This is a genomic window from Amycolatopsis sp. NBC_01488 (assembly GCF_036227105.1).
Classification (GTDB): domain Bacteria; phylum Actinomycetota; class Actinomycetes; order Mycobacteriales; family Pseudonocardiaceae; genus Amycolatopsis.
Genome location: NZ_CP109434.1, coordinates 1,267,052 through 1,291,293, shown reverse-complemented (window position 1 = coordinate 1,291,293; position 24,242 = coordinate 1,267,052). Strand labels below are relative to the sequence as shown.

The following is a 24,242-nucleotide window of genomic DNA, read 5'->3' as shown; positions in this document are numbered from 1 at the left end:
GAGAAGTGCATTGGACGTATTGATTAGCTCTGCTTACTTTCAGGTCGTGACTTCCACGCGCCGAGTCAAGACCGCCGTCGCCGCGGCCGGGATCTCCTCCTTCGCCCTGCTCTACGCGCCGCAGCCGGTGCTGCCCCAGCTCGCCGCGCAGTACCACCTCGACCCGGGCGGCGCGGCGCTCGCGGTCAGCGTCGCGACCGGCGCGCTCGCCATCGCCGTCCTGCCGATCGCCGCGCTGTCCGAGATCGTCGGCCGGCGCCCGGTGATCCTGACGTCGGTGCTCGCGTCCGTCGTGTTCGGGCTGCTGCTGCCGCTGATGCCGACGTATCCGGCGCTGCTCGTCCTGCGCGCGCTCCAGGGCGTCGCCATCGCCGGCTTCCCGGGCGTCGCGGCCGCCTACCTGGCGGAACGCCTGGGACGTGCGGGTGTCGCGGCGGCCGTCGGCGCGATGATCGCGGGCAACACGATCGGCGGCATGCTCGGCCGGCTGGCCAGCGGGTTCACCGCCGGACCGCTCGGCTGGCGCGGCGCGCTGTTCGTCGTCGCGGGCGTGGGCGCGATCTGCTCGGCGATCACCGTCGTGACGTTGCCGCCGGGCGCGCGTCCACGCGGCGACGCCCAGTTGCGTGCGGTCGCCCGGGGACTGGTCACGGCGTTGAGCAAGCCGGTGCTGCTGGCGCAGTACGCCGTCGCGCTGCTCGCGATGGGCTCGTTCGTCGCGCTCTACAACGCGGCCGGGTTCCGGCTGACCGGCCACCCACTGGACCTGTCGCCGGCGATCGCGTCGCTGGTGTTCCTCGCGTACGCGACCGGCTCGGTGTCCTCGGCGGCAGCCGGACGGCTGGTGGCGCGCGTCGGCCGCCGTCGCGCGCTGGTCGGCGCGCTGCTGCTGACGGCCGTCGGCGCCACGCTGACGTTGCCGGACTCATTGCCGCTGGTGATCGCCGGCTTCCTGGTGCTGACCTGCGCGTTCTTCGCGGCGCACGCGGTCGCGAACGGCTGGGCGGCGGCCGACGCCCCCGAGAACGCCCGCGGCCAGGTAGGCGGCATGTACACGGCGACGTACTACCTGGGCAGCAGCGTCGGCGGCGCGGCGGGAGCATGGGTGTACGGGCACGCGGGCTGGCCGTGTCTGATCGCGCTGGTGGCGGTATGGCTCCTGCTCGCGGCGGCCGCGGTCGGCGCCGGGACGCGCGCCCCGGCGGAGCGGCGCGAGCTGGTCAACGCGGGCTGAGCCCAGGCGCAGAGGCCCTCGCCCGACACCAGACAGCCCCCACCCGTCCCCGGGGGGCGTCCCCGAGTCCAGTCTATCGGTCCCCCCTGACACGAACCGCCGAGAAGGGCGAGTTGTCCACAGCCGAGCGAACCTGTGGACAACGGTCAGATCGCCGCCGCGACCAGCAGGCCGCCGCCCACCGGCAGGAGGGCCGGGACCAGGCGCTCGTCCTCGCGGAACGCCCGTGCCACCTCGCGCAGCGCCAGTGTCTCCGGGTCGCGGCGGGACGGGTCGATCACCCGGCCGCCGGCCAGTACGTTGTGGAACGCGATGATCCCGCCGCGGCGCAGCAGCGACACGCCCAGCTCGTAACACCCCGGGTACTCGATGTGTGCTGCGTCGACGAACACCAGGTCGTAGCCGCCCGGCGTCAGCCGCTGCAGCACGTCCAGGGCCCGGCCGACGATCAGCCGCGTGCGGCCCGGCGCGTAGCCGGCCTCACGGAACGTCACGCGCGCGGCCCGCTGGTACTCCGGCTCGACGTCGATCGAGGTCAGGATGCCGTCGGGGGCCATGCCGCGCAGCAGGCTCAGGCCGCTCACCCCGGCACCCGTGCCGACCTCGACCACGGCCTTCGCGCACAGCGTCGCGGCCAGGAACCGCAGGGTCGCGCCCGCCCCCGCGCTCAGCGAGCTGCAGCCCAGGTCTTCGGCTCGCGCGCGCGCCGAAGACAGCACCTCGTCGTCGGGCAGGTACCCGTCGACGAACCCGGTATCGACCGGTGCGGCCGCAGGGGTGGGCGTGTTCACGCACGGAGGTTAGCGTTGGTTGTCGATAAATCCGCGCAGGCTCCCTGGTAAGCACCCGGGAAGAAGTTCTCAGCCTGCTCTCAGTCCAGTCTCACTAGAACCATAAGGAGTCCCGACAGACTCGATCTCGACCACGGGAACACCGTGCCGACGACCCGCGTTGGGTGGAGCAGACAGGAGAAACGCAGATGGAGGTGCCTGCTCCCGCGATGCAGAACGCCGTTGCCGATAACGACGCCGACGCGGCACAGCCCGTGTCCCTGGACGAAGCGGTCTGGACGCCGCCGTCCTGGGACGAGGTCGTGCGCGAACACAGCGACCGCGTCTACCGGCTCGCCTACCGCCTGACCGGCAACACCCACGACGCCGAAGACCTGACGCAGGAGACCTTCATCCGGGTCTTCCGCTCGCTGGCGTCGTACAAACCGGGCACGTTCGAGGGCTGGCTGCACCGGATCACCACCAACCTGTTCCTCGACATGGCCCGCCGCCGCTCGCGCGTGCGGATGGAAGGCCTGCCCGAGGACACCGACCGCATCGTGGGCGACGACCCGAGCCCCGAGCAGGTCTTCTCCGACACCCACCTGGACCCGGACCTGCAGGCGGCGCTCGACGAGCTGCCCCCGGAGTTCCGCGCCGCTGTGGTGTTGTGTGACGTCGAAGGGCTGTCGTACGAGGAGATCGGCGCCACGCTGGGTGTCAAGTTGGGCACTGTCCGCAGTCGGATCCACCGTGGGCGCCAGGCGCTGCGCGCGTCGCTGGAGCGTCGGCGCGCTTACGTTCCTGAGTCTGCGAAGGTGTCGGTATGACCGCACCGCGAGGCTGGGCACTTCCCGAGTCGCACCTGCTGCCGGACGCCGTGGTCGCGTTCGTCGACGGAGAGCTTTCGCACGGCGCCCGCGACCGCGCGGCGTCGCACATCACGCGCTGCGCGGCGTGCGCCGCCGAAGTGCGCGCGCAGCGGCAGGCGGTGGAGGCGATCCGCCGCGCGGGCGCGCCGTCGATGTCGGCGGGATTCCTGGCGAGCCTGCAGTCGATCCCGCAGCACACGGAGCTGCCGAGCACCCCGGACAACCTGGCCATCACGGCCGACGGCCAGCTGGTCGCGGTGCAGCGCCCGGACCGGGTCGCGGGGCTGCGTGACGCGGGCATGCTGGGCGGTGTCGCGCCGTTGGGATCATCGGCGCCGCTGGGCCAGTCCGCGAACGTCCTCGGCGGCGGCCGGTTCAAGCGCCGCGCCGCGCAGGGGGCCGGAGTGGTGGTGTCGGGCCTGGTGCTGAGCGCTTTGGCGCTGGTCGGGACGTCCGCGGACAGCGGTGACGGCACCCCGGAGACCGGGGGAGGGGCGCCGCAGCAGGCGAACCTGCTGCCGGCCCAGATGGCGGTGCCGCAGCCGATGGTCCCGACGTCGACTCCGGTGAGCTCCCCGGTCGCGGTGCCGGCCGGTATCCGCTGAGACTTGCATCCCGCGAAGGCCGCCATGAGGGATTCCTCGAGGCGGCCTTCACCATGTCCGGAGCCGGATCGCGGGGCTCATGCGGATCGCGGACGACTGCAGACCCGGACGGCGACTCCGGCTCGTCGGGTCTGAAGGTTGCCCTGGGCTTCGACCCGCAGGCTCGGGGAGCGCGCCGGCTGACAAGCAGCCTCGAGCGATGGCTCCCGCCGCAGCCTGAAACGCGCCCCGGCGGCTCGGGTCAGAAGGCTGTTCTGCCAGGCAGGCTCGGAGCCTGAACCGGCCTCGGCGCTCAGAAGGGGGGCAGACCCCAAACGGCTCCGACACAACTCCGCAGAGCGAGCCAACCGCAGACTGCGAAACCAGCCGCTAGCCCCGGAAAGCAGCCCCCGCCCGTCCCTGGGGGGCGACCCCGAGTCCAGTCTATCGCCGCCCCCCGACGAAACTCGCTGATCAGCGCCTGAGGCGCCGGTTTGTCCACATTGCCCGCCCCCTGGGGACAACCCGCCCAAGCAACAGCCACTTCACCCGTGGACCGGCAGACTCGGAGCACTGGGCTTGGGTATCGTCACGCCCAGCCACCTGATCTTCTGTACCGGGGAATGATGACCGAGCCGAACGTGAATCCCGAGCAGCCCGGCGCGCGCGATGGCGAGCGGCTGGGGCCGCGGCCTCTCGCGCGGCCGGCCGTCGATCCGGCGCAGGCCGCCGTTTTCGGCCGGCCGAGCGGGGTCGATGGGGCGTTCGACCAGCTCTACTCCCCTCAGAAGGCCAACGGCGTCAGTCTCGCGCCGCCCGCTCCGGAGTCGCTCGCCGAAGCCTTCCGGCGGCCGCCTGGGGCCGAAGGGGTGCTGCTCGAGCGGCCGCGTGAGGCCGCCGGGGACCCGAAGGAAGCCGAGCCGCCCCTGTGGAACAGCACCAGCGATCCCTGGCGTGACCCGGGCGCCGGTGCTGTCCTCGCGAGCCCCGCGATGCCCGCCGACGAGGACGAAAAGCCCGCCCAACGGCCGCCCGGCGCGCTGCTCAGCCTGCCCGAGGTGCTCTTCGGCCGTCGCGTCAAGCCCAAGGCGCTCGCGCTGCTCGGGGTCGTCGCGCTGCTCGTGGGAGCCGTCGGAGGGCTCGTCGGGTGGTGGGTCGCCGACACCGGGAACGAGCTCACCGGGTCCGCCACCATCTCCGAAGCTGAGGCCGCCAAGGAACGTCCGGCCGGGTCGGTCGCCGAGATCGCCAAGCGCGTCTCGCCCGCCGTCGTCTCGCTCGAGGTCTTCAAGCCCGGTGCCGACTCCGGTGAGCAGGGCTCCGGCGTCATGATCGACCCGCAGGGCTACATCCTCACCAACGAGCACGTCATCTCCTCCGCGAGCGCCGACCCGGGCGTCAAGGTCACCGCCATCTTCATCGACGGCACCCGCACCGAGGCCAAGCTCGTCGGCTCCGACCAGAAGACCGACCTCGCCGTCGTCAAGGTGAACGTCACCAACCCGACCGTGCTGCAGATCGGCAAATCCTCGGACCTGCAGGTCGGCGACACCGTGATGGCCATCGGGTCGCCGCTCGCGCTGCAGAACTCCGTGACCGCCGGCATCGTCAGCGCCCTCGACCGCCCGATCACCGCGGGCGGCGACAACGGCGCCCCGCCGGTCACCTACGAAGCCATCCAGACCGACGCCGCCATCAACCACGGCAACTCGGGTGGCGCGCTCGTCGACTCGACCGGCGCGCTCGTCGGGATCAACTCGTCGATCCGCTCTTCGGGCGCGGACGGCGGCAGCATCGGCATCGGCTTCGCCATCCCCAGCGACTACGCGATCAAGATCGCGAAGGCGCTGATCAAGGACGGCAAGGTCCAGCACGCCGACATCGGCATCAACGCCTCCTCGACGGTCGCCGGCTCGTCCACCATGGGCGCCCAGGTGAAGAACGTCGCGCCCGGCGGGCCGGCCGCGAACGCCGGCATCAAGGAGGGCGACGTCATCACGAAGATCGGCGGCCGCCTGGTGCGCGACTCCGCCGAGATGACGGTGGCGGTGCGCGCCCACGACGTCGGCGAGGTGGTGCCGGTGCAGCTGGTCCGGGACGGCGCGAGCTTCGTCGTCGACGTAACCCTGGCTTCCGACTGAGTTCCCGCGTTCGGCCTGCCGGAGCGCGGGCCGGGGCGGGTACCCTGGGCGGGTAGGTTCCGAGCGGAGGTAGACGGTGTTCGACAGTGTCGGATGGGGGGAAATCCTCGTCCTCATCATCGCCGGTCTCTTCATCCTCGGCCCGGAACGGCTTCCCGAAGCGGCGGCCTGGCTCGCGAAGAGCGTGAAGAAGGTCCGCGACTTCGCGAACGGTGCGCGGGAACAGCTCCGCGAGGAGATGGGCCCGGAGTTCGACCAGCTCCGCAAGCCCCTCGAAGACCTGCGCGGGCTGCGCAACTTCGACCCCAAGCGGGTCGTGACGCAGCACCTGTTCGACGGCGACGCCGACCCGCTCGGCCTGAAGGGCATCACGAACGGCAGCCCGAACCTGGGTGGTGGCAACGGTTCCAACGCGACGAACGGCTCGAACGGCTACGCGGCCGGCCAGGCCAAGCAGCCCGAGCCGCTGAAGCCGGGGGAGCGCCCGCCGATCGACCCGGACGCGACTTAGGACACCGAAGGCCACCTCCGCGCGGAGGTGGCCTTCGACGGTCAGCGGCCCGCGGGGGTCACGTTCAGCATCATCCCGGCCAGGCCGCGGGCCTTGACCGTCAGCTTCTTCGCGGCTTCCTTCAGCACCACCGACGCCGGCGCGTCCGGCTCGACCAGCACCAGCGGCTCGCCCGCGTCGCCCTGGGAAACCATGCGCGGGTCCATCGGGATCTGGCCCAGCAGCGGGACCGCGGATCCGATCGACTTGGTCAGCGAGTCGGCCACCGCCTGCCCGCCGCCCGAGCCGAAGATCTCCAGGCGCTCGCCGGAAGGCGTCTCCAGCCACGACATGTTCTCGATGACGCCCGCGACGCGCTGACGCGTCTGCAGCGCGATCGCACCCGCCCGCTCGGCCACCTCCGCCGCGGCCTGCTGGGGGGTCGTGACCACCAGGATCTCCGCGTTCGGGATCAGCTGGGCCACCGAGATCGCGATGTCGCCGGTGCCCGGCGGGAGGTCCAGCAGCAGGATGTCCAGGTCGCCCCAGAACACGTCCGCGAGGAACTGCTGCAGTGCGCGGTGCAGCATCGGGCCGCGCCACACCACCGGGGTGTTGCCCGGGGTGAACATGCCGATCGAGATCACCTTCACGCCGTGGGCCTGCGGCGGCATGATCATCGTCTCGACCTTGGTCGGCTTCTCGCGCGCGCCCAGCATGCGGGGGATCGAGTGGCCGTAGATGTCCGCGTCCACGACGCCCACCGACAGCCCGCGGGCGGCCATCGCCGCGGCCAGGTTCACCGTCACCGACGACTTGCCGACGCCGCCCTTGCCCGACGCCACGCAGTACACCCGCGTCATCGAGCCCGGCTGCGCGAACGGGATGACCGGCTCGGCCGCGTCCCCGCGCAGCGACTTCCGCAGCTCGGTGCGCTGCTCGTCACTCATGACGTCCAGCTCGACCCGCACGTCGGCGACGCCCGGGAGCTTCGAGACGGCTTCCTTGGTGTCGTTCGTCAACGTCGCCTTCAGCGGGCAGCCGGCCACCGTCAGGTAGATCCCGACGGTGACGACGCCGTCGTCGCCGACGACCACGTCCTTGACCATCCCCAGGTCCGTGATGGGTTTCCGGATCTCCGGGTCTTGCACGCTCTTCAGCGCGCTGCGGACGTCGTCGACGCTGGGGAGCTGCTGCGTACTGGTCACCAGTCCATGTTACGTACCGGTAGGAGTGCGCGGCTTCCTGGGCTTGACGTCCAGGTCCTCCCGCAGCCGGTCCAGCTCGCTGCGCAGGTAGTCCCGCGTTGCCACCTCGCCGACCGCCAGCCGCAGCGCCGCCAGCTCTCTGGCCAGGTATTCCGTGTCCGCCTTCGTCTGCAGGGCCCGGTTCCGGTCCTCTTCCAGCGAGACGCGGTCGCGGTCGTCCTGCCGGTTCTGCGCGAGCAGGATCAGCGGCGCCGCGTACGCCGCCTGCGTCGAAAAGGCCAGGTTGAGCAGGATGAACGGGTACGGGTCCCAGCGCAGCGACACCGCGGCGAGGTTCAGCACGATCCAGACGATCACGAGCAGCGTCTGCCAGAACAGGTACTTGCCGGTGCCGAGGAACCGCGCGATCCGCTCGGTGAACCGCCCGAAGGTGTCCGGGTCGATGTTCAGCTTGAACCGGGCCTGGCTGCGGGGCTGGTCGAGCCGCCGTCCCGAAGTCGGCTCAGGCACGGTCTTCCTCCAAGGTGTCGTGCAGCCCGGTCTCGCGCCAGTCCTCCGGCAGCAGGTGGTCGAGGACGTCGTCGACGGTCACCGCGCCGATCAGGTGGTCCTCGGTGTCGACGACCGGTCCGCAGGTCAGGTTGTAGGCCGCGAAGTACCTCGTGACCTCGGCCAGCGACGCGCGCGGCTGCAGCGGCGGCAGCCCGGTGTCCACGGCGCTGGCCACGAGCTCGGCGGGCGGCTCGCGCAGGAGCCGCTGGAAGTGGACGACGCCGACGTAGCGCCCGGTCGGCGTCGCGGTCGGCGGCCGGCAGACGAACACCATGCTCGCCAGCGCGGGCGGCAGCTCGGCGTTGCGGATGTGGGCCAGCGCCTCGGCGATCGTCGTGTCCGGCGTCAGCACCACCGGCTCCGGGGTCATCAGGCCGCCCGCGGTGTCGGACGAGTACTCCAGCAGCCGCCTGACCGGCGCGGACTCCTCCGGCTCCATCAGCTCCAGCAGCCGGCGCTGCTCGGCCGGGGCCAGCTCGGCCAGCAGGTCGGCGGCGTCGTCGGGGTTCATCGCCTCGAGGACGTCGGCGGCGCGCTCCTCGGCCAGGTAGGCCAGCAGCTCCTTCTGGTCGTCGTCCGGCAGCTCTTCGATGACGTCGGCGAGGCGCTCGTCGTCCATCGCGTCGGCGACCTCGTGCCGGCGTTTCAGCGGCAGGTCGCGGACGGTCGCGGCGATGTCGGCCGGGCGCATCGTGTCGAAGAGCATGAGCAGCTGGCCGGCGCCCTGGGGCTGGGCCCCGAGGTCGGCCAGCCCCAGCCCGGCGACCTCCGACCAGGGCAGCACCTGCATCGCGGCGCGACGGCGGCCCAGCCCGACCCGCCGCTCGCGGATGGCGAGCTTGGCCAGCACCCAGTCGCGGGTGCGGGTCGGCTCCATCCCGGCGTCGACGACGGTGATCCGCGTCTCCGACCCGGCCAGCGTCGCGTGCGCGTCGAGCAGCTGGCCGAGCACCAGGACCTCGTTGGGACGCTGGTTGAACTGGCGCATGTTGACCGAGCCGGTGGCGAGCGTCACGGCGCTCGGCTCGATCGAGGTGACCCGCAGCATCGGCACGAAGACGCGCCGGCGCGTGGTCAGCTCGACGACCAGCCCGAGGATCCGCGGCGGCTGGGCGTCCAGGCGCAAGCCGGCGACCAGGTCGCGGACCCGGCCGATGGATTCGCCGTCCGGCCCGAAAACCGGCAACCCGGACAGCTGAGCAGCGAAAACCCTGTTGACCGCGGCCATGGCGCTGACACTATCTGCTGGCTGCCCAGGGGGCGATTTCCGCCACCGGACATCTTTCGGGGGCCCGCGTGGCGGAGCCCCCGGCCCGGGGCGGAGCCCCGCATGTCACAGCGAGAAACGCCGGGTCGTCGCTCTCGGCGGATTCCTCGAGCGACCACATCCAAGTTCTGCACGGCGCGTACGAGCGTCCAGGCGTGCGCCTTCGCGGCGTCCAGCTCCTGCGAAGCGACGATCAGCGCGAACCGTTCGTCCAGTGTGGACTCGGTGAAGCGGTTCCAGAACAACGGGGATCACGCCCCACTCGAGGCCACCGGCGGGACGCCGTCGTCCGGGGCAGACTCCAGCAGCAGCACCGCACCTCGACCGGCCCATGTGGACAGTGCGAGCGGCTCGTCGGTGGACTCTTCGTCGCGCCGGCCGAGTTTCAGCACCACCGGCGTGCCGTCGGCGAGCCGCGCGGGCTGCGCCACGCCGACGCAACCGTGCATCGCCTCGCCCTCGAACGTCAGGCCCCACTTCCGGGCGTACCCGGCGGCGAGGTCCGGCAGGGCGTCCAGCGCGTTTCGCCCTGGTCGGGACGGGCGTACGCTGAGTTTTCAGGGGAACAACGCAACCCCGGGGAGCAGCCATGGTCGTGGAGATCCTCAGCGTCGTCGTCATCGCGGGCGGAGCCTGGCTCGCGGCCGGCGTGCGCGTCGTGAAGCAGTACGAACGCGGGCTGGTCTTCCGGTTCGGGCGGGTGCGGCCGCGGGTCGCGGACCCGGGCCTGAACCTGCTCGTGCCGTTCGTGGACCGGATGCAGAAGGTCAACATGCAGATCGTGACCATGCCGGTGCCCGCCCAGGACGGCATCACCCGGGACAACGTCACCGTCCGGGTCGACGCGGTCGTCTACTTCAAGGTCATCGACCCGGTCGTCGCGGCGGTCAACGTCCAGGACTACCGGTCGGCGGTCGGCCAGGTCGCGCAGACGTCGCTGCGCTCGATCATCGGCAAGAGCGACCTCGACGACCTGCTTTCCAACCGTGAACGCCTCAACGAGGGCCTGGAGCTGATGATCGACAGCCCGGCGCTGGACTGGGGCATCCACATCGACCGCGTCGAGATCAAGGACGTCGCGCTGCCGGAGGCGATGAAGCGCTCGATGTCGCGGCAGGCCGAGGCGGAGCGGGAACGGCGCGCGCGCGTCATCTCCGCCGACGGTGAGCTGCAGGCGTCGTACAAGCTTTCCCAGGCCGCCGCGCAGATGGCCGACACCCCGGCGGCGTTGCAGCTGCGGCTGCTGGAGACGGTCGTGCAGGTGTCGTCGGAGAAGAATTCGACGCTGGTGCTGCCCTTCCCGGTGGAGCTGCTGCGGTTCCTCGACGCGCAGACGCCGAAGCCCGCGACAGCGGAGCCTGCGACACCGGCGGCCGAGGCGCCCGAACCCCAGCCGGAGCTCGAACTCGGGGAACCCGAAGCCGGGGAGGCCAAGCCGGAGGCGAACGGCCACGCGACGCCGTCGCCGCGCAGCCCCGGTGACGCGGTGCTGCCCGCGGACTAGTTCAGCTGGCCGTTCGCGCCGAGGACGATCAGGGTGGTGAAGAAGCCGACCCAGAGCGCGATCACGACGTAGCCGACGATCACGGCGGCCGTGGCCATCCCGCGGCCGCCGCTTTCGCCGCGGTTGGTCCTGCTCAGCGCGATGTGGCCCATGACCAGCCCCGCGATCGCGGTGACGCCGGAGCAGAAGCCGAGGATCGAGCAGACCAGCGCGCCGATCGCCAGCGCGTTGTCCTGCCGGTGCGGCGGGCCGGGGGCGTACGGCGCCTGGCCGTAGGGCGCCGGGCCGCCGTACGGCTGACCGTAGGGCGGCGGCGGTGAGTAGGGGTGCTGGTACTGGTAGGTGGGCTGTGGCTGGCCCGGCGCGGTGTACGGCGTGCCGGGGATGTGCGCGGCCGGGGTCTGGAACGCACCGGGCGGCAACTCGCCGGGCTGCTGCGGGGCGGCCGCGGTGTCCGAGACGGCCGGGCCGGAAGCCGTCGTGTCCGCGGCCGTGCTGTGGTCCGCGGGCGGGTCGTAGTTCTCCGGCGCGTACGGCGCGGGTTCCGCGGTCGGCGGCGGGTCGTACGACGCGGCCGGGTCGGCGGCCGGACGGTCCTTGTCCCCGGACGGGTCGGTCATGGCGGGTCCCCTCGGTGCGTGCAGGACCTCAACTTAGCCGTTGATCGAGTGGAGGAAGCCACCGGTGAAGCCGATCCCGAAGAGGAAGATCAGCAGCAGGACGTTGAGCCCGATCCCGACGTAACCCACGATGAACGCGGCCATCGCGACGCCCTGGCCCTCCGCTTCGCCGCGCTTGGCCTTGCCGTAGGCGATGTGGCCCATCACGATGCCCGCGATGCCGATCAGCAGGCACACGAAGATCCCGAGGATCGAGCAGATCAGCGCGCCGATCGCGAGCCCGGGCCCGTCCGGCGGACGTTGCATCCCGCCCGGGTAGCCGGGGTACTGCGGGTACCCGGGCTGCTGGTAACCGCCGGTCGGGTACTGCTGACCGTAAGGATTGTTCGGGTCGTACGGCTGGCTCATGATCGTTCCCCTCCGCGGGGGACTCTACGGTGCGGATCGTGAGCGCCCTCATAGCAGGGTCGGGGGATTCGGGTCATACTCACCGGTAACCCCAGCGCCGGGAGCCGGCGTCGCAAATGGAAAGGGAGCCGTGATGGCCCGTCTCGCCCAGACTGCCGGCCTCACCGACGTGCAGTCGGAGATCCTCGCGACCGTCCGCTCGTTCGTGGACAAGGAGGTCATCCCGCACGCGCAGGAGCTCGAGCACTCCGACACCTACCCGGCGGACATCGTCGAGGGCATGAAGGAGATGGGCCTGTTCGGGATCACCATCCCGGAGGAGTACGGCGGGCTCGGCGAGTCGCTGCTGACCTACGCGCTGGTCGTCGAGGAGATCGCGCGGGGTTGGATGAGCGTGTCCGGCGTGATCAACACCCACTTCATCGTGGCGCACATGATCTCCCGCCACGGCACCGAAGCCCAGAAGCGGCACTTCCTGCCGCGGATGGCCACCGGCGAGGTGCGCGGCTCGTTCTCGATGTCGGAGCCGGACCTCGGGTCGGACGTCGCCGCGATCAAGACGAAGGCCAAGAGGACCGACGACGGCTACGTCATCGACGGCTCGAAGATGTGGCTGACCAACGGCGGCTCGTCGAACCTGATCGCGCTGCTGGTCAAGACGGACGAGGGTGCCGAGAAGGCGCACCAGAACCTGACGACGTTCCTCGTCGAGAAGCCGGAGGGCTTCGGCGAGGTCGCGCCGGGGCTGACCATCCCCGGCAAGATCGACAAGATGGGCTACAAGGGCGTCGACACCACGGAAGCGGTCTTCGACGGCTACCGGATCGGCGCGGACATGGTGCTGGGCGAGGCGCCGGGCAAGGGCTTCGCGTACATGATGGACGGTGTCGAGGTCGGCCGCGTCAACGTCGCGGCGCGGGCGTGCGGCATCGCGATCCGCGCGTTCGAGCTAGCGGTCGAGTACGCCCAGCAGCGCAAGACGTTCGGCAAGGCGATCGCCGAGCACCAGGCGGTGGCGTTCAAGCTGGCGGAGATGGCGACGAAGGTCGAGGCGGCCCACCTGATGATGGTGAACGCGGCCCGGCTCAAGGACTCGGGCGAGCGCAACGACGTCGAAGCGGGGATGGCGAAGCTGATCGCGTCGGAGTACTGCGCGGAGGTCACCCAGGACTCGTTCCGCATCCACGGCGGCTACGGGTACTCGAAGGAGTACGAGATCGAACGCCTGATGCGCGAGGCGCCGTTCCTGCTGATCGGCGAGGGCACGAGCGAGATCCAGAAGACCATCATCAGCCGCGGCCTGCTGCGGGAGTACAAGTCCCGCTCCTGACGGACCGGCGCCGATTGTCGATACGGCGACAATCGGCGCCCGGCCTTTCGGGGTAAGCGGCTCGCAAGGTCCGGGCGTTCTTGACAAGATGGACGTCCGGACCCACGAGTGCGCAGGTGATGATGGTGAGTAGTCCCTTTGGCGGGCGCCCGGCGCCCGGCGGCCTGCCGCGGCTGCCGACCCCGCCGACCGGCTGGCCGATCGGGTCGTACGCGACCTACGGCGAGGCGCAGCAGGCCGTCGACTTCCTCGCGGACAGCGAGTTCTCCGTCGGCGACGTCACGATCGTCGGGGTGGACCTGATGCTCGTCGAGCGGGTCATCGGGAAGCTCAGCTGGGGCCGGGTGCTCGCCACCGGCGCCGTCTCCGGGGCCTGGTTCGGCCTGTTCGCGGGGCTGCTGCTCGGGCTGTTCGTCAACCAGGGCTTCGCGCTGCAGGTGCTGACCGGGCTCGTGCTCGGCGTCCTCTCCGGGCTGATGTTCGCCGCCATCGGGTACAGCATGTCGCGCGGGCGGCGGGACTTCTCCTCGGCGAGTCAGCTCGTCGCCGGCCGCTACGACGTCCTGTGCCAGCCGCGAACGGCCGAGCGGGCCCGGGAGTTGCTCGCCAAGCTCGCGCTCAAGCCGCCACCCGCGAACATCTGAAAGAACCCCTGGAAAACGCGGCCAATACCAGGGAAAAATCACAGTTCAGTCTGCAGTGGGCTGAATCGTTACCGATACTGCTTGCGGGGTGTGATCGCCCGGCATAAGTTGTCCGACACCAGTCGGGCGGCCTCGCCCTACCAGCGCGGCGGCCCGAGCACTAGCACGTCGGGGTGCTGGCGCGGTTTCGCCTCATCGCGTCGTGGTGCCCCCACCGGGCACCACGGTATCCGGCGTGCACGCGGGTGAGGAGGCCTTATGGGGAAGAGGATCGGCGCGGGCAAACGGGGGCGCTCGCCCGGCCGTACCGCGGTCCTGCTGGGGGCAGGGGCTCTGGTGACCGGCATGCTCGCCGGTTGCGGTTCGAGCGGCGGACTGAAGATCAACGTCTACTACGCGCCGGAAGACAGCTTCCAGAAAGTCGTCGACAACTGCAACAAGGCGGCGAACGGGAAGTACGAAATCGTCTACAACAAGCTGCAGCGCGGCGCGGACGACCAGCGCCTGCAGATGGCCCGGCGGCTCGCCGCGGGCGACACCGCGATGGACGTCCTCGGCCTCGACGTGACTTGGGTTTCGGAGTTCGCCGAAGCCGGCTGGGTCGAGGAGTGGACGGACCAGAACAAGGCCGCGGCGACCGAGGGCGTCCTGCAGGGGCCGCTGGAAACGGCGACCTACAACGGGAAGCTCTACGCGGCCACGAAGAACACCAACGTCCAGCTGCTCTGGTACGACGACCGGATCACGCCGACGCCCCCGAAGACGTGGGACGAGATGATCGCCAAGTCGAAGGAGCTGAAGGCGCAGGGCAAGCCGTACAGCATCGTGTTCACCGGCGCCCAGTACGAAGGCCTCGTCGTCTTCTACAACACGCTGGTCAACTCGATGGGCGGGCACATCCTGTCCGAAGACGGCAAGTCCGTGGTCCTGGACGACGGCGCCGTGAAGGCGCTGGCCCTGCTGAAGACCATCGCGTCGTCGGGGATCACCGACCCGTCGCTGACCAACTCGAAGGAGGACGACGTCCGGCAGACGTTCCAGCGCGGTGACGCCGCGTTCGAGCTGAACTGGCCGTTCGTCTACGCCTCCTACGCCAAGGACAAGGCGCAGGACGTCTCGCACTTCAAGTGGGCCGTCTACCCCGAGGCCCTGCCGGGCACGCCGGCCAAGACCACGATCGGTGGGTACGACCTCGGCGTCAGCTCGCTGTCGCAGCACAAGCCCGAGGCGTTCGAAGCGGCGCTGTGCCTGCGGAACGCCGACAACCAGAAGTTCTCGGCGATCAACGACGGCGTGCCGCCGACCATCGAATCGGTGTACCACAACGACACGCCGCTCGACCCGTCGAAGCCGGCGAGCGCCGACAACCCGAACATGGCGCTCAAGTACCCGATGCGCGACGCGATCATCGACGCCATCAAGGACGCCGCGGTGCGGCCGCTGACCCCGGCGTACCAGAACATGTCGACGGTGATGTCCAAGGTCCTTTCGCCGCCGGCCGACATCGATCCGCAGGCGACCGCGAACAAGCTGCGCGAGCAGCTGAACGACGCGCTCCAGTCGAAGGGAGTGATCCCGTGACCGTTCAGGACTCGACCCCGGCCGGCACCGCCGGGGCCACGGTCGCCAAGGAGGCGACGTCCCACAAGAAGGGCAAACCCGCCCTCTCCGAAGGCAAGAAGGCCGAACGGCGGCTCGGGCTCTGGCTGTGCGCGCCCGCGTTCGTCGTGATGATCGCGGTCACCGGCTACCCGATCGTCTATTCGATCTGGCTGTCGCTGCAGCGCTACGACCTGCGGTTCCCCGCGCAGCAGCAGTTCGTCGGCTTCGACAACTACGGGGCCGTGCTGTCCAACTCCTACTGGTGGACGGCGTTCGGCACCACGATGTTCCTGACCGTGGTGTCGGTGGCGATCGAGTTCGTGCTCGGCATGGCGCTGGCGCTGATCATGCACCGGACGCTCGTCGGACGCGGCCTGGTCCGCACGGTCGCCCTGATCCCGTACGGCATCGTCACGGTCGTCGCGGCGTTCTCGTGGTACTACGCGTGGACGCCGAAGACCGGCTACCTGGCGAACTGGCTGGCCTCGGACGCGGCCCCGCTCACCGAGCAGTGGCCGTCGCTGTTCATCATCATCGGCGCCGAGGTGTGGAAGACCACGCCGTTCATGGCGCTGCTGCTGATGGCCGGCCTCGCGCTGGTGCCGGACGACCTGCTCAAGGCCGCGGCGATGGACGGCGCGAGCGCGTGGCAGCGGTTCACGAAGGTGATGCTGCCGGTGATGAAGCCGGCGATCCTGGTGGCGCTGCTGTTCCGCACGCTCGACGCGTTCCGGATCTTCGACAACATCTACGTGCTCACCGGCGGCGCGCAGGACACCGGCTCGGTGTCCATGCAGACCTACGACAACCTGGTCAAGGGCCTCAACCTCGGGATCGGGTCGACGATGGCGGTGCTGATCTTCATCACCGTGGCGATCATCGCCTTCATCTTCATCAAGGTGTTCGGCACGGCCGCACCGGGTTCGGACGACGGGGGTAAGCGCTGATGGTGATGGGAACCGTCACGACGGGCCGCAAGCTCAGGTGGGGCCTGGTCGACATCCTCGTGCTGGTGTTCGCGCTGGTACCGGTGCTGTGGGTGCTTTCGCTGTCGTTCAAGACCAAGGACACGCTGACCGACGGGAGCTTCATCCCGCAGTCGTGGACCTGGCAGAACTACGCGGACATCTTCCAGACCTCGGAGTTCCTGCGGGCGCTGGTCAACTCGATCGGCATCGCGATCATCTCGACGCTGATCGCGGTGGTGCTCGGCACGATGGCCGCGTACGCGATCGCGCGGCTCGAGTTCCCCGGCAAGCAGCTGCTGGTCGGGCTTTCGCTGCTGATCGCGATGTTCCCGCAGGTGTCGCTGGTGACGCCGCTGTTCAACATCGAGCGGAACCTGCACCTGTTCGACACCTGGCCGGGCCTGATCCTGCCGTACATCACGTTCGCCCTGCCGCTGTCGATCTACACGCTCTCGGCGTTCTTCCGGGAGATCCCGTGGGAGCTGGAAAAGGCGGCGAAGATGGACGGCGCCACGCCGGCCCAGGCGTTCCGGCGGGTGATCGCGCCGCTGGCCGCGCCGGGCGTGTTCACCACCGCGATCCTGGTGTTCATCTTCTGCTGGAACGACTTCCTGTTCGCCATCTCGCTGACGTCGACCACGGCGTCGCGCACGGTGCCGGCGGCGCTGTCGTTCTTCACCGGGTCGTCGCAGTTCGAAGACCCGACCGGGCAGGTGAGCGCGGCCGCGGTCGTGATCACCATCCCGATCATTGTGTTCGTGTTGTTCTTCCAGCGTCGCATCGTGGCGGGGCTGACCTCCGGTGCGGTGAAGGGGTAGCGCTATGGCTGAAATCGTCCTCGACAAGGTGTCGAAGAAGTACCCCGACGGCGCGCTCGCGGTGTCCGAAGTGGACATCACCGTCGCCGACGGCGAGTTCATCATCCTGGTCGGCCCGTCCGGCTGCGGGAAGTCGACGACGCTGAACATGGTGGCCGGCCTGGAGGACATCTCCTCCGGCGAGCTGCGCATCGACGGCAAGCGCGTCAACGAGAAGGCCCCGAAGGACCGGGACATCGCGATGGTGTTCCAGTCCTACGCGCTCTACCCGCACATGAGCGTCCGGGAGAACATGGCGTTCCCGCTGCGGCTGGCCAAAGTGGACGACAAGACGGTCCGGGCGAAGGTGGAGGAAGCGGCGACGATCCTCGACCTGACCCAGCACCTGGACCGCAAGCCGGCCAACCTCTCCGGTGGCCAGCGGCAGCGCGTCGCGATGGGCCGGGCGATCGTCCGCAGCCCCAAGGCGTTCCTGATGGACGAGCCACTGTCCAACCTGGACGCCAAGCTGCGCGGCCAGATGCGGACGTCGGTGTCGAAGATCCAGAAGCAGCTCGGCACGACGACGCTGTACGTCACGCACGACCAGACCGAGGCCATGACCCTGGGCGACCGGGTCGTGGTGCTGCGCGGCGGGTACGTGCAGCAGATCGGTGCGCCGCAGTTCCTCTACGACAACCCGGCGAACCTGTTCGTCGCCGGGTTCATCGGCTCGCCGTCGATGAACTTCGTCCCGGCGACGCTGGAGAACAACGAACTGCGGAGTGCGTTGGGCACGACGCCGCTGACGGACCGCGTCCGCCAGCTGGTGGAGAAGGCGAACGCGCCGCGCGAGCTGATCGTCGGCATCCGGCCGGAGCACTTCGAGGACGCGGCGCTGGTCGAGGCCGGCCAGAAGACCGGCGGCGGCACGTTCACCGCGCACATCGACGTGCTGGAGTCGATGGGTTCGGAGAAGTTCGCCCACTTCACGCTGGAGGGTGACGTCGCGACGTCCGAGGAGCTGGCGGAGCTGGCCGCGGACAGCGGCTCGTCCGACGTCCCGGGCGCGGAGTCCCAGATCGTGGCCCGGCTGTCGGCGGAGTCGTCCGCGGCGGAGAACGCGGACCTCGAAATCTGGTACGACGCGGACAAGATCAAACTGTTCGACCCGTCGAACGGCAAGAACCTCACCTACGAGGACTAGTCCCGATCCCGTGAAGGCCGCCTCGCTCGCCGAGGTGGCCTTCACGGCGTTTCAGGAGTGCAGCGTGGGGCGGTAGATCAGCTCCTGGATGTGGCCGTCGAGCGTGCGGCTCTCGAGCAGCTCGAGGTCGAAGTCCGCCACCCCGGCGAAGATCGGGCGTTCGCCGGTCTTGCCGGTGATGACGGGGTAGAGCGTCACCTGGACGCGGTCGACGAGCCCGGCCGCCAGCAGCGCCCGGTTCAGCGACAGGCTGCCGTGCGACCGCAGCGGCACATCGGACTCCTCCTTGAGCCGCGCGACGACGTCGACGGCGTCCCCGCTCTCGACCGTCGCGTCCGGCCAGTCGAACGGCCCTGCCAGGGTGTTCGACACGACGGTGGCCGGCAGGGTCCGCAGCCGGGCCACCCACGGGTCGAGCGTTTCGGGTCTCCCGCTCAGCATCTTCGCGTTGAGCCGGAAGGTGTGGGCGCCGAAGACCATCCGCTGGTCCACGTCGTACTGGGCGAGGCGGTGCGCGAGCAGCTCCGGGCCCTGTTTGCCCCAGTAGCCGCCCCAGTCGCCGTGGTGGCTGCCGAAGCCGTCGAGGCTGGAGAAGACGTCGAAGGTGTAGGTGGTGGTCATGATGCGCTCCTCGAAGAGGTGAGTTCGGCCAGGTGGTGGAGTGAGTTCGCGAGGTGGTCGGGCCCGAAGGGCGGGAACCGGATGCCGCGGTCACGGACGAACCGGGGCACGCCCGACCAGTCGTAGGTGAGCGTGACCTCGGCTTCGGCCGGGCTCAGCGGCGTCAGGTCGTAGCGCCAGAGCCAGCCGCCGAACTCCGGCTCGCCGTCGTCCTTCTCGGAGCCGGTCAGCCAGCCGATGGTGCGCGGCGCGTCGAAGAGCTCGACCTTGTTGACGACTCGGTAATGCCCGTCGGGGTGATCGGCGTGGTACATGCCCATCCGGAAGAGCTGCCCCACCTCGGTCAGCGGCGCTGGGTCGAGCGGCTGCTCGACCCAGCCGGTGCCGTCGATCGAGGCGTGCGTCGCCGGGTCCGCCAGCACCGCGAACACCGTCGCGGCGGGCGCGGCGAACACCAGCGTGGCGCTCACCCGCTCTCCGTCCACAGTGGACTGCGTGGTCATGGCTGCTTCCTTTCCCCAGGTGCCAGGCGCGCTCGCCGCGTCCGCAGGAAGGTGCGTTCGGTTTCGTTGCCGGCCAAGGCGATCGCCTCGTCGTAGGCCGCGACGGCCTCGGCGGTCCGGCCCAGGCGGGCGAGCAGGTCCGCGCGGGTGGCGGGCAGCAGGTGGTAGCCCGGCAGGTCCACGTCCTCGATGCTCGCCAGCGCCAGGGCCGGCCCGTGCACCTCGGCGACGGCGACCGCGCGGTTGAGCGCGACGATCGGCGTCGGGGTCTGGGCCAGCAGCTGGTCGTACAGCGCCAGCACCTGCGTCCAGTCCGTCGACGGCCCATCGGTGTGCACGGCGTTGATCGCCGCCTGCAGCTGGTACGGCCCCGGCTGGTTGCGGCGCAGGCACCGCCGGACCAGGTCGTGCCCTTCGGCGATCAGCTCGTGGTTCCACCGCGACCGGTCCTGCTCCGCGAGCACCACCAGCTCACCCGACGGGCCCACGCGCGCCGGCCGCCGGGCTTCGGTGAGCAGGAGCAGCGCCAGCAGGCCGAGCACCTCCGGCTCGTCCGGCATCAGCTCGGCGAGCGCCCGCGCCAGGCGGACGGCGTCGGCGCACAGGTCCGTCCGCAGCAGCTCCCCGGACGTCGACGCGTATCCCTCGTTGAAGACCAGGTAAAGCACCGTGAGCACCGGCGCCAGCCGGTCGGGCAGCTCGGCGGCGTCCGGTACCCGGTAGGGGATGCCGGCGTCGCGGATCTTCTTCTTCGCGCGGACGATCCGCTGTGAGATGGTCGCTTCCGGCACGAGGTACGCGCGGGCGATCTCCGGCACCTCGAGGCCGCCGAGCAGCCGCAGGGTGAGTGCCGTCTGCGCGAGCGGCGAGAGCGCCGGGTGGCAGCAGGTGAAGATCAGGCGGAGCTGGTCGTCGCGCACGGGTCCCACCTCCTCGGGTTCGCCGGGTTCGTGCAGCAGGAGTGCCTGCGCGTGCCGGGCTTCGCGGGTGGACTCCCGGCGCAGGCGGTCGATCGCCCGGTGGCGGGCCGTGGTGACGATCCACGCGCCGGGGTTGGGCGGCAGCGCGCCGGCCCACTTCGTGACGGCCACTGCGAACGCGTCCTGCACGGCCTCCTCGGCGAGCCCGATGTCTCCCAGGAGACGCGTCAGGGTGGCCACGCACCGGCCGTACTCCGCCCGGTAGACGTCGTCGAGGTCCATCAGCGCCGACGCGAGCCGTCGTCGAACGGGCGCACCTCGATCGGCTGCCCGCAGGCGATCGAGCACTTCTCGGCCCAGGCCAGCGCCTTGTCGAGGTCCTCGACCTGGATGACCCAGAAGCCGCCGAGCTGTTCCTTGGTCTCGGCGAACGGGCCGTCGGTGAAGGCGGTCTTGCCACCGGCGGTGCGGACGACCGTCGAGGCGTCCGAGTGCTGCAGGCCGCCGACGAACACCCAGGCGCCGGCGCTCTTCATCTCGTCGGTGACCTTGCCGGTCCGGGCCATCATGGCCCGCACGGCGTCCTCGGGCTCCGGCGGCGCGCTTTCGTCGAACTGGACGGCGAGCAGGTACTGCTTCATCTGGGGCTCCTTCGACGGCGACCGGTCAGGTACCGGTCTCTCATCCTGGCTACGAACCGGACGGCCGTCATTCGACATCACCCCGGAGAAGAATTTCCGAGGACGTGCCGAGCCGGGCTACGCCTTCGGGAGCCGGGCCAGGATGACGTTCGCCGCGGTGCGGGCCAGTGCGCACGTGCCGTCGCCCGCGGTGCCCGCCGTCTCCACGACGCTCAGCTCCGCCAGCTCGCGGTGGCCCGGCAGGCCCGCCGCCGGCTGGGTCGTGTCCACCAGGCAGAACGCGCCCGCGACGCGGATCCGGGCCGCGCGCCCGCCGAGCGTCTCGGGCGTGCCGGACGGGGCGTCCGTCTCCACCGTCAGCTTGAGGCTCACCTTGCCGCGGATGCAGCTGTGCCCGGACAGTCCCGTCGCCGGCCGGGCACCGGCGCCCGCGACGTCGTCCAGGGCGTGGTCGTCCAGCAGCGCGCACGGCGCCACCAGGCCCCACGAGCGGTCCGGGAAGATCAGCCTGCCCACCTTGTTCGCCGTGACCGCGGTCAGTACCGAGCCGACGGCCGCGTCCGCGACGCCGCAGCGCGCGGCCTGGTCGTTGCCGGTGTCGGTGACCGACAGGTCGAGCCGGTTGCCGTCGGCGAAGGTGATCGCGCGGGTGCACGCGCTGCGGTCGTTGAACATCGACTGCTGGATCGCGACGCCGTCGGGCACCGGTCCGAGGTAGGCGTAGGGCTTGATGTTCGGGTCGGAGTCGAAGGCCAGCGGCCCGACGAGGATCGTGCGCGGGCCGATGTCGGCCCGGCAGTTCTCGAACGTCGGGGTGGCGACCGCGCCGGGCGCGACGGACGGCACGTCGAGCAGGCTGCAGTAGTCGACGGTCGAGAAGTCCCCGAGCGCGGCGGCCGCCGTCAGCGGCGTGGGCCCCGACGACGTCTCGGGAGCGGTCTGGGCCTTCGCGCACCCGGCGGCGAGGAGCGCACAGGCCATCGCGACGACCAAGGAATTCAGACGCGGGTACACGGTGAGCAAGTATCACCGCATCGAGGCGAAAAACCAGCCCTGACGGGGACATCTCCCAAGATTTTTCGTGGCCTGTCCGGAGAACGCGCAGGTCATCGGATTACACGCCGGTTTCCCGGGTTTCGCGACGGCTTCTGAGCGGTTTTCGTTTTTACCGTCCCCTAAGGGAGCGATCCTTCCCGCGAGCGATGCGGAAGTGGGTACTCCGGTGGTGAAGTGGAGATATCGGAACTTCGAGGAAAGGGAAAAGACGATGAGCGCACCGGCCACCACCCGGCTGTCCCGCCCCCGCCACGGCCGCATGATCGGCGGCGTGTGCGCCGGCCTGGCCCGGCGATGGGGCATGAGGACCGGCACCGTGCGGCTGCTGGCCGTGCTGTCCTGCCTGCTGCCCGGGCCGCAGTTCGTGGCCTACCTGATCCTGTGGGCGATCATCCCGTCCGAGTGACGGAGGTGAGGAAGCCCCGCCAGGAGGTGGGGTCGACGGCGAGGTGCGGGCCGTGCGGGTCTTTCGAGTCCCGTACGGCGACGGCCGGGATGGGGGTGTGCGGAGTAAAGGCAACCTCGACGCAGGCGGTGTTTTCGTTGCCGCTGTAGCTGCTCTTCCGCCAAGCGAACGCTACTTCGACACAAGCCTGGTTCTCGTCACCGCTATAGCTGCTCTTGCGCCACACCATCCGGTCCACGCTCGCTCCTACTCACTCAGCCGGTCCGCGAGCCGGAGCAGGAGATCGCAGGACTCCGCCTCACTCAGCGCGAGCTTACCAATGTCCTTGAACCGCCGGGAAAGTTCGGCGACCTGGCTCGGCTTGACCAACTGCAGGCTTCCTGCCGCGTGGTCCACGTACCCGAGATCGCCGATCGTGTCCGGCGGGAAGCTGAGCAGCGAAAAGGCGCCCCGCAAGCCGCGGTAGATTCCGGTCTCAGCGGCGACGACCTGCATCTTCACGTTGGGCAGCTCGGCCATCTCGATCATGTGCAGCAATTGTGCGACCAGCACGTGCGCCTCCGCGATGGGCCGGACCAGCGCGGTCTCGTCCACGATGGCGTGCAGCCGCAGCGGGTCCTCGCCCTTCAGCCGCTCGCAGCGGCGCATCCGCACGTGAAGCTTGTGGTTGCGTTCGCGGGTGCCGTGGTGCGCATACAAGGCGCGCGCGAAGCTCTCGGTCTGGAGGAGCCCCGGCACGTACGCCAGCTCGAAGTTGCGGACCGAAACCGCCTCCGTCTCGAGCGCCGGATAGCTGTTGGCCGATACCCCTTCGATGCGGTTCTCGCTCGGCCGCCTCGCCTCCCGCGCGATCTCGACCAGCTCCACGAGGTCGTCCTCGGGCACCCGGTACAACTCGGCCATCGCCCGCGCGTGCAGCGGGTGGATCGCCCCCTGCCCCTTCTCCAGCCGCGACAGCGTGCTCTTCGAAATGTCGAGGTCGCCGCCCGCCTGTTCCAGCGTCAGCCCGGCTTTCTCGCGCCAGGACTTCAGCTCCCGTCCGAGCTGCAGCCGCCGAATCGCCGGAACGCTGTAATACGCCAACCCGCGCACCCCCCCGTCGCCATGATCGCGCGGGGTGCAGTGTCCGGGCGGGAGGGCGGCGCCGGGATCCCGCGCCGATCACCCCATCAGGGGCGCCAGCAGGACATCGCTTCGTCGACTTCGTCCACGTCGAGCGGCGGGTGCGGCAGCTCGGAGGGCTTGCCCGGCTGCGCGCGCAGCCCGTCCAGGAGCATCCCCAGGCAGCGGCGCCACAGGTCCGGCTCCACCGCGGACGTGAACTCGATCGCCGAGCCGATCATCATGTGCAGCAGGGGGATGTCCGTCGGGGAGAAGTCGGCGCGCAGGCCGCCCGCCGCCTTGGCCCGCTCGACGAGCTGTGTGATCAACGGCACCATGCGGGCTTTCTCTTCCGCGACGTGCTCGTGGCCGAACTTGTTGGACAGCATGATCTCGCGCAGCCCGCGGTCGCCCGAGTGGAGCTCGATCGACTTCCAGGTGAAGTCGACGAACGCCTGCCACGCGTCCTCGGCCTTCAACGCCTTCTCGGCGAGGTCGCCGATCTCTTCCATCCGTTCGGCGAACATGGCCTCGACCAGGTGTTCCTTGCTGGGAAACCGGCGGTAGACCGTGCCGACACCCAGGCCGGCGTGGTGGGCGATGTCGTCCAGCGTGGCTTCGAGCCCTCGCCGGCCGAACACTTCCCGGGCCGACGCGAGGATGCGGCGGCGGTTGAGTTCGGCGTCGCGCCGCAGCGGCCGCGCCGGTGCGGCGGGACCTGCGTCCCGTGTCATGCGTCCCAGTCTACCAATCAAGTAGAGGCACCTTCTCCGGTTCTTGTGTACCTTGGGTCGCG

The 24,242-nt window shown here is 70.1% G+C and carries 28 protein-coding genes; 13 read left to right on the top strand and 15 right to left on the bottom strand.

Annotation, left to right across the window (positions count from 1 at the left end; translation table 11 throughout):
- Positions 1 to 46: 46 nt before the first annotated feature.
- Positions 47 to 1,234: an MFS transporter gene (locus tag OG738_RS05965; RefSeq protein WP_329051891.1), complete on the top strand. Its 1,188-nt coding sequence runs from the start codon at positions 47 to 49 to the stop codon at positions 1,232 to 1,234.
- A gap of 146 nt (positions 1,235 to 1,380) precedes the next feature.
- Here the strand turns inward: OG738_RS05965 and OG738_RS05960 are convergent, their stop codons facing one another.
- A complete protein-coding gene (locus tag OG738_RS05960; protein ID WP_329051890.1) occupies positions 1,381 to 2,025 on the bottom strand; it encodes an O-methyltransferase in 645 nt (214 codons plus the stop codon).
- Between the two features lie 209 nt (positions 2,026 to 2,234).
- On the opposite strand from OG738_RS05960, the gene sigE reads away from it, so the two are divergent.
- The 4 genes from sigE to tatB all read left to right on the top strand — a co-directional run bounded on the left by sigE (position 2,235) and on the right by tatB (position 6,112).
- Positions 2,235 to 2,834 (top strand): RNA polymerase sigma factor SigE, encoded by a 600-nt coding sequence (sigE, locus tag OG738_RS05955; RefSeq protein ID WP_329056579.1) that lies wholly within the window; start codon positions 2,235 to 2,237, stop codon positions 2,832 to 2,834.
- The gene (locus OG738_RS05950) at positions 2,831 to 3,481 is read left to right on the top strand and encodes an anti-sigma factor family protein (protein WP_329051889.1); all 651 of its coding nucleotides are present in this window, start codon (positions 2,831 to 2,833) and stop codon (positions 3,479 to 3,481) included. The genes sigE and OG738_RS05950 overlap by 4 nt, the downstream gene beginning before the upstream one ends.
- 602 nt (positions 3,482 to 4,083) lie before the next feature.
- On the top strand, positions 4,084 to 5,601 hold the full coding sequence (locus OG738_RS05945; protein WP_329051888.1) for a trypsin-like peptidase domain-containing protein: 1,518 nt from the start codon (positions 4,084 to 4,086) through the stop codon (positions 5,599 to 5,601).
- 76 nt (positions 5,602 to 5,677) lie between these two features.
- Positions 5,678 to 6,112 (top strand): Sec-independent protein translocase protein TatB, encoded by a 435-nt coding sequence (tatB, locus tag OG738_RS05940; RefSeq protein WP_329051887.1) that lies wholly within the window; start codon positions 5,678 to 5,680, stop codon positions 6,110 to 6,112.
- Between the two features lie 41 nt (positions 6,113 to 6,153).
- Here tatB and OG738_RS05935 read toward each other — a convergent pair whose 3' ends face one another.
- From OG738_RS05935 to OG738_RS05920, 4 genes are all read right to left on the bottom strand, one after another.
- Positions 6,154 to 7,299 (bottom strand): Mrp/NBP35 family ATP-binding protein, encoded by a 1,146-nt coding sequence (locus tag OG738_RS05935; protein ID WP_329051886.1) that lies wholly within the window; start codon positions 7,297 to 7,299, stop codon positions 6,154 to 6,156.
- Between the two features lie 9 nt (positions 7,300 to 7,308).
- Positions 7,309 to 7,809 carry a DUF1003 domain-containing protein gene (locus OG738_RS05930; RefSeq protein ID WP_329051884.1) on the bottom strand — a complete coding sequence of 167 codons (501 nt, stop codon included), beginning with the start codon at positions 7,807 to 7,809 and terminating at the stop codon, positions 7,309 to 7,311.
- On the bottom strand, positions 7,802 to 9,079 hold the full coding sequence (locus OG738_RS05925; RefSeq protein ID WP_329051883.1) for a magnesium transporter MgtE N-terminal domain-containing protein: 1,278 nt from the start codon (positions 9,077 to 9,079) through the stop codon (positions 7,802 to 7,804). The genes OG738_RS05930 and OG738_RS05925 overlap by 8 nt, the downstream gene beginning before the upstream one ends.
- Before the next feature lie 290 nt (positions 9,080 to 9,369).
- On the bottom strand, positions 9,370 to 9,567 hold the full coding sequence (locus OG738_RS05920) for a hypothetical protein (protein WP_329051882.1): 198 nt from the start codon (positions 9,565 to 9,567) through the stop codon (positions 9,370 to 9,372).
- Positions 9,568 to 9,707: 140 nt separating this feature from the next.
- Between OG738_RS05920 and OG738_RS05915 the strand changes: the two genes are divergently transcribed.
- On the top strand, positions 9,708 to 10,622 hold the full coding sequence (locus tag OG738_RS05915) for a slipin family protein (RefSeq protein ID WP_329051881.1): 915 nt from the start codon (positions 9,708 to 9,710) through the stop codon (positions 10,620 to 10,622).
- On the opposite strand, the gene OG738_RS05910 is transcribed toward OG738_RS05915, so the two are convergent.
- Positions 10,619 to 11,242, bottom strand: coding sequence for a DUF4190 domain-containing protein (locus tag OG738_RS05910; RefSeq protein WP_329051880.1), 624 nt, complete (start codon positions 11,240 to 11,242; stop codon positions 10,619 to 10,621). The genes OG738_RS05915 and OG738_RS05910 overlap by 4 nt on opposite strands.
- Positions 11,243 to 11,275: 33 nt before the next feature.
- A complete protein-coding gene (locus OG738_RS05905) occupies positions 11,276 to 11,650 on the bottom strand; it encodes a DUF4190 domain-containing protein (protein WP_329051879.1) in 375 nt (124 codons plus the stop codon).
- Positions 11,651 to 11,783: 133 nt separating this feature from the next.
- Between OG738_RS05905 and OG738_RS05900 the strand changes: the two genes are divergently transcribed.
- The 6 genes from OG738_RS05900 to OG738_RS05875 all read left to right on the top strand — a co-directional run bounded on the left by OG738_RS05900 (position 11,784) and on the right by OG738_RS05875 (position 18,198).
- Positions 11,784 to 12,980 carry an acyl-CoA dehydrogenase family protein gene (locus OG738_RS05900; protein ID WP_329051877.1) on the top strand — a complete coding sequence of 399 codons (1,197 nt, stop codon included), beginning with the start codon at positions 11,784 to 11,786 and terminating at the stop codon, positions 12,978 to 12,980.
- 119 nt (positions 12,981 to 13,099) lie between these two features.
- Complete coding sequence (locus OG738_RS05895; RefSeq protein WP_329051876.1) at positions 13,100 to 13,624, top strand: general stress protein; 525 nt, start codon at positions 13,100 to 13,102, stop codon at positions 13,622 to 13,624.
- Positions 13,625 to 13,882: 258 nt separating this feature from the next.
- A complete protein-coding gene (locus OG738_RS05890) occupies positions 13,883 to 15,205 on the top strand; it encodes an ABC transporter substrate-binding protein (protein WP_329051873.1) in 1,323 nt (440 codons plus the stop codon).
- Positions 15,202 to 16,173 carry a carbohydrate ABC transporter permease gene (locus OG738_RS05885; RefSeq protein WP_329051871.1) on the top strand — a complete coding sequence of 324 codons (972 nt, stop codon included), beginning with the start codon at positions 15,202 to 15,204 and terminating at the stop codon, positions 16,171 to 16,173. The genes OG738_RS05890 and OG738_RS05885 overlap by 4 nt, the downstream gene beginning before the upstream one ends.
- A complete protein-coding gene (locus OG738_RS05880; RefSeq protein WP_329051870.1) occupies positions 16,173 to 17,012 on the top strand; it encodes a carbohydrate ABC transporter permease in 840 nt (279 codons plus the stop codon). The genes OG738_RS05885 and OG738_RS05880 overlap by 1 nt, the downstream gene beginning before the upstream one ends.
- 4 nt (positions 17,013 to 17,016) lie before the next feature.
- Positions 17,017 to 18,198 (top strand): ABC transporter ATP-binding protein, encoded by a 1,182-nt coding sequence (locus OG738_RS05875; protein WP_329051868.1) that lies wholly within the window; start codon positions 17,017 to 17,019, stop codon positions 18,196 to 18,198.
- Between the two features lie 51 nt (positions 18,199 to 18,249).
- On the opposite strand, the gene OG738_RS05870 is transcribed toward OG738_RS05875, so the two are convergent.
- The 5 genes from OG738_RS05870 to OG738_RS05850 form a co-directional block, all read right to left on the bottom strand.
- The gene (locus OG738_RS05870) at positions 18,250 to 18,819 is read right to left on the bottom strand and encodes a dihydrofolate reductase family protein (protein ID WP_329051866.1); all 570 of its coding nucleotides are present in this window, start codon (positions 18,817 to 18,819) and stop codon (positions 18,250 to 18,252) included.
- Positions 18,816 to 19,322 carry a polyketide cyclase gene (locus OG738_RS05865; protein ID WP_329051865.1) on the bottom strand — a complete coding sequence of 169 codons (507 nt, stop codon included), beginning with the start codon at positions 19,320 to 19,322 and terminating at the stop codon, positions 18,816 to 18,818. Before OG738_RS05865 ends, OG738_RS05870 begins: the two co-directional genes overlap by 4 nt.
- Positions 19,319 to 20,524, bottom strand: coding sequence for an RNA polymerase sigma factor (locus OG738_RS05860; RefSeq protein WP_329051864.1), 1,206 nt, complete (start codon positions 20,522 to 20,524; stop codon positions 19,319 to 19,321). Before OG738_RS05860 ends, OG738_RS05865 begins: the two co-directional genes overlap by 4 nt.
- Positions 20,524 to 20,883 carry a YciI family protein gene (locus OG738_RS05855; protein ID WP_329051863.1) on the bottom strand — a complete coding sequence of 120 codons (360 nt, stop codon included), beginning with the start codon at positions 20,881 to 20,883 and terminating at the stop codon, positions 20,524 to 20,526. The genes OG738_RS05860 and OG738_RS05855 overlap by 1 nt, the downstream gene beginning before the upstream one ends.
- Before the next feature lie 117 nt (positions 20,884 to 21,000).
- Positions 21,001 to 21,897, bottom strand: a complete 897-nt coding sequence (locus OG738_RS05850) for a hypothetical protein (RefSeq protein WP_329051861.1) — start codon at positions 21,895 to 21,897, stop codon at positions 21,001 to 21,003.
- A 253-nt stretch (positions 21,898 to 22,150) separates the two neighbouring features.
- Here OG738_RS05850 and OG738_RS05845 point away from each other — a divergent pair, with 253 nt between their 5' ends.
- Positions 22,151 to 22,345, top strand: a complete 195-nt coding sequence (locus tag OG738_RS05845; RefSeq protein ID WP_329051859.1) for a PspC domain-containing protein — start codon at positions 22,151 to 22,153, stop codon at positions 22,343 to 22,345.
- On the opposite strand, the gene OG738_RS05840 is transcribed toward OG738_RS05845, so the two are convergent.
- The 3 genes from OG738_RS05840 to OG738_RS05830 all read right to left on the bottom strand — a co-directional run bounded on the left by OG738_RS05840 (position 22,329) and on the right by OG738_RS05830 (position 24,180).
- Positions 22,329 to 22,574, bottom strand: a complete 246-nt coding sequence (locus OG738_RS05840; RefSeq protein WP_442875931.1) for a DUF397 domain-containing protein — start codon at positions 22,572 to 22,574, stop codon at positions 22,329 to 22,331. The genes OG738_RS05845 and OG738_RS05840 overlap by 17 nt on opposite strands.
- A 17-nt stretch (positions 22,575 to 22,591) precedes the next feature.
- The gene (locus OG738_RS05835) at positions 22,592 to 23,428 is read right to left on the bottom strand and encodes a helix-turn-helix domain-containing protein (RefSeq protein WP_329051856.1); all 837 of its coding nucleotides are present in this window, start codon (positions 23,426 to 23,428) and stop codon (positions 22,592 to 22,594) included.
- A gap of 86 nt (positions 23,429 to 23,514) precedes the next feature.
- Positions 23,515 to 24,180 (bottom strand): TetR/AcrR family transcriptional regulator, encoded by a 666-nt coding sequence (locus OG738_RS05830; RefSeq protein WP_329051855.1) that lies wholly within the window; start codon positions 24,178 to 24,180, stop codon positions 23,515 to 23,517.
- Positions 24,181 to 24,242 lie beyond the last annotated feature (62 nt).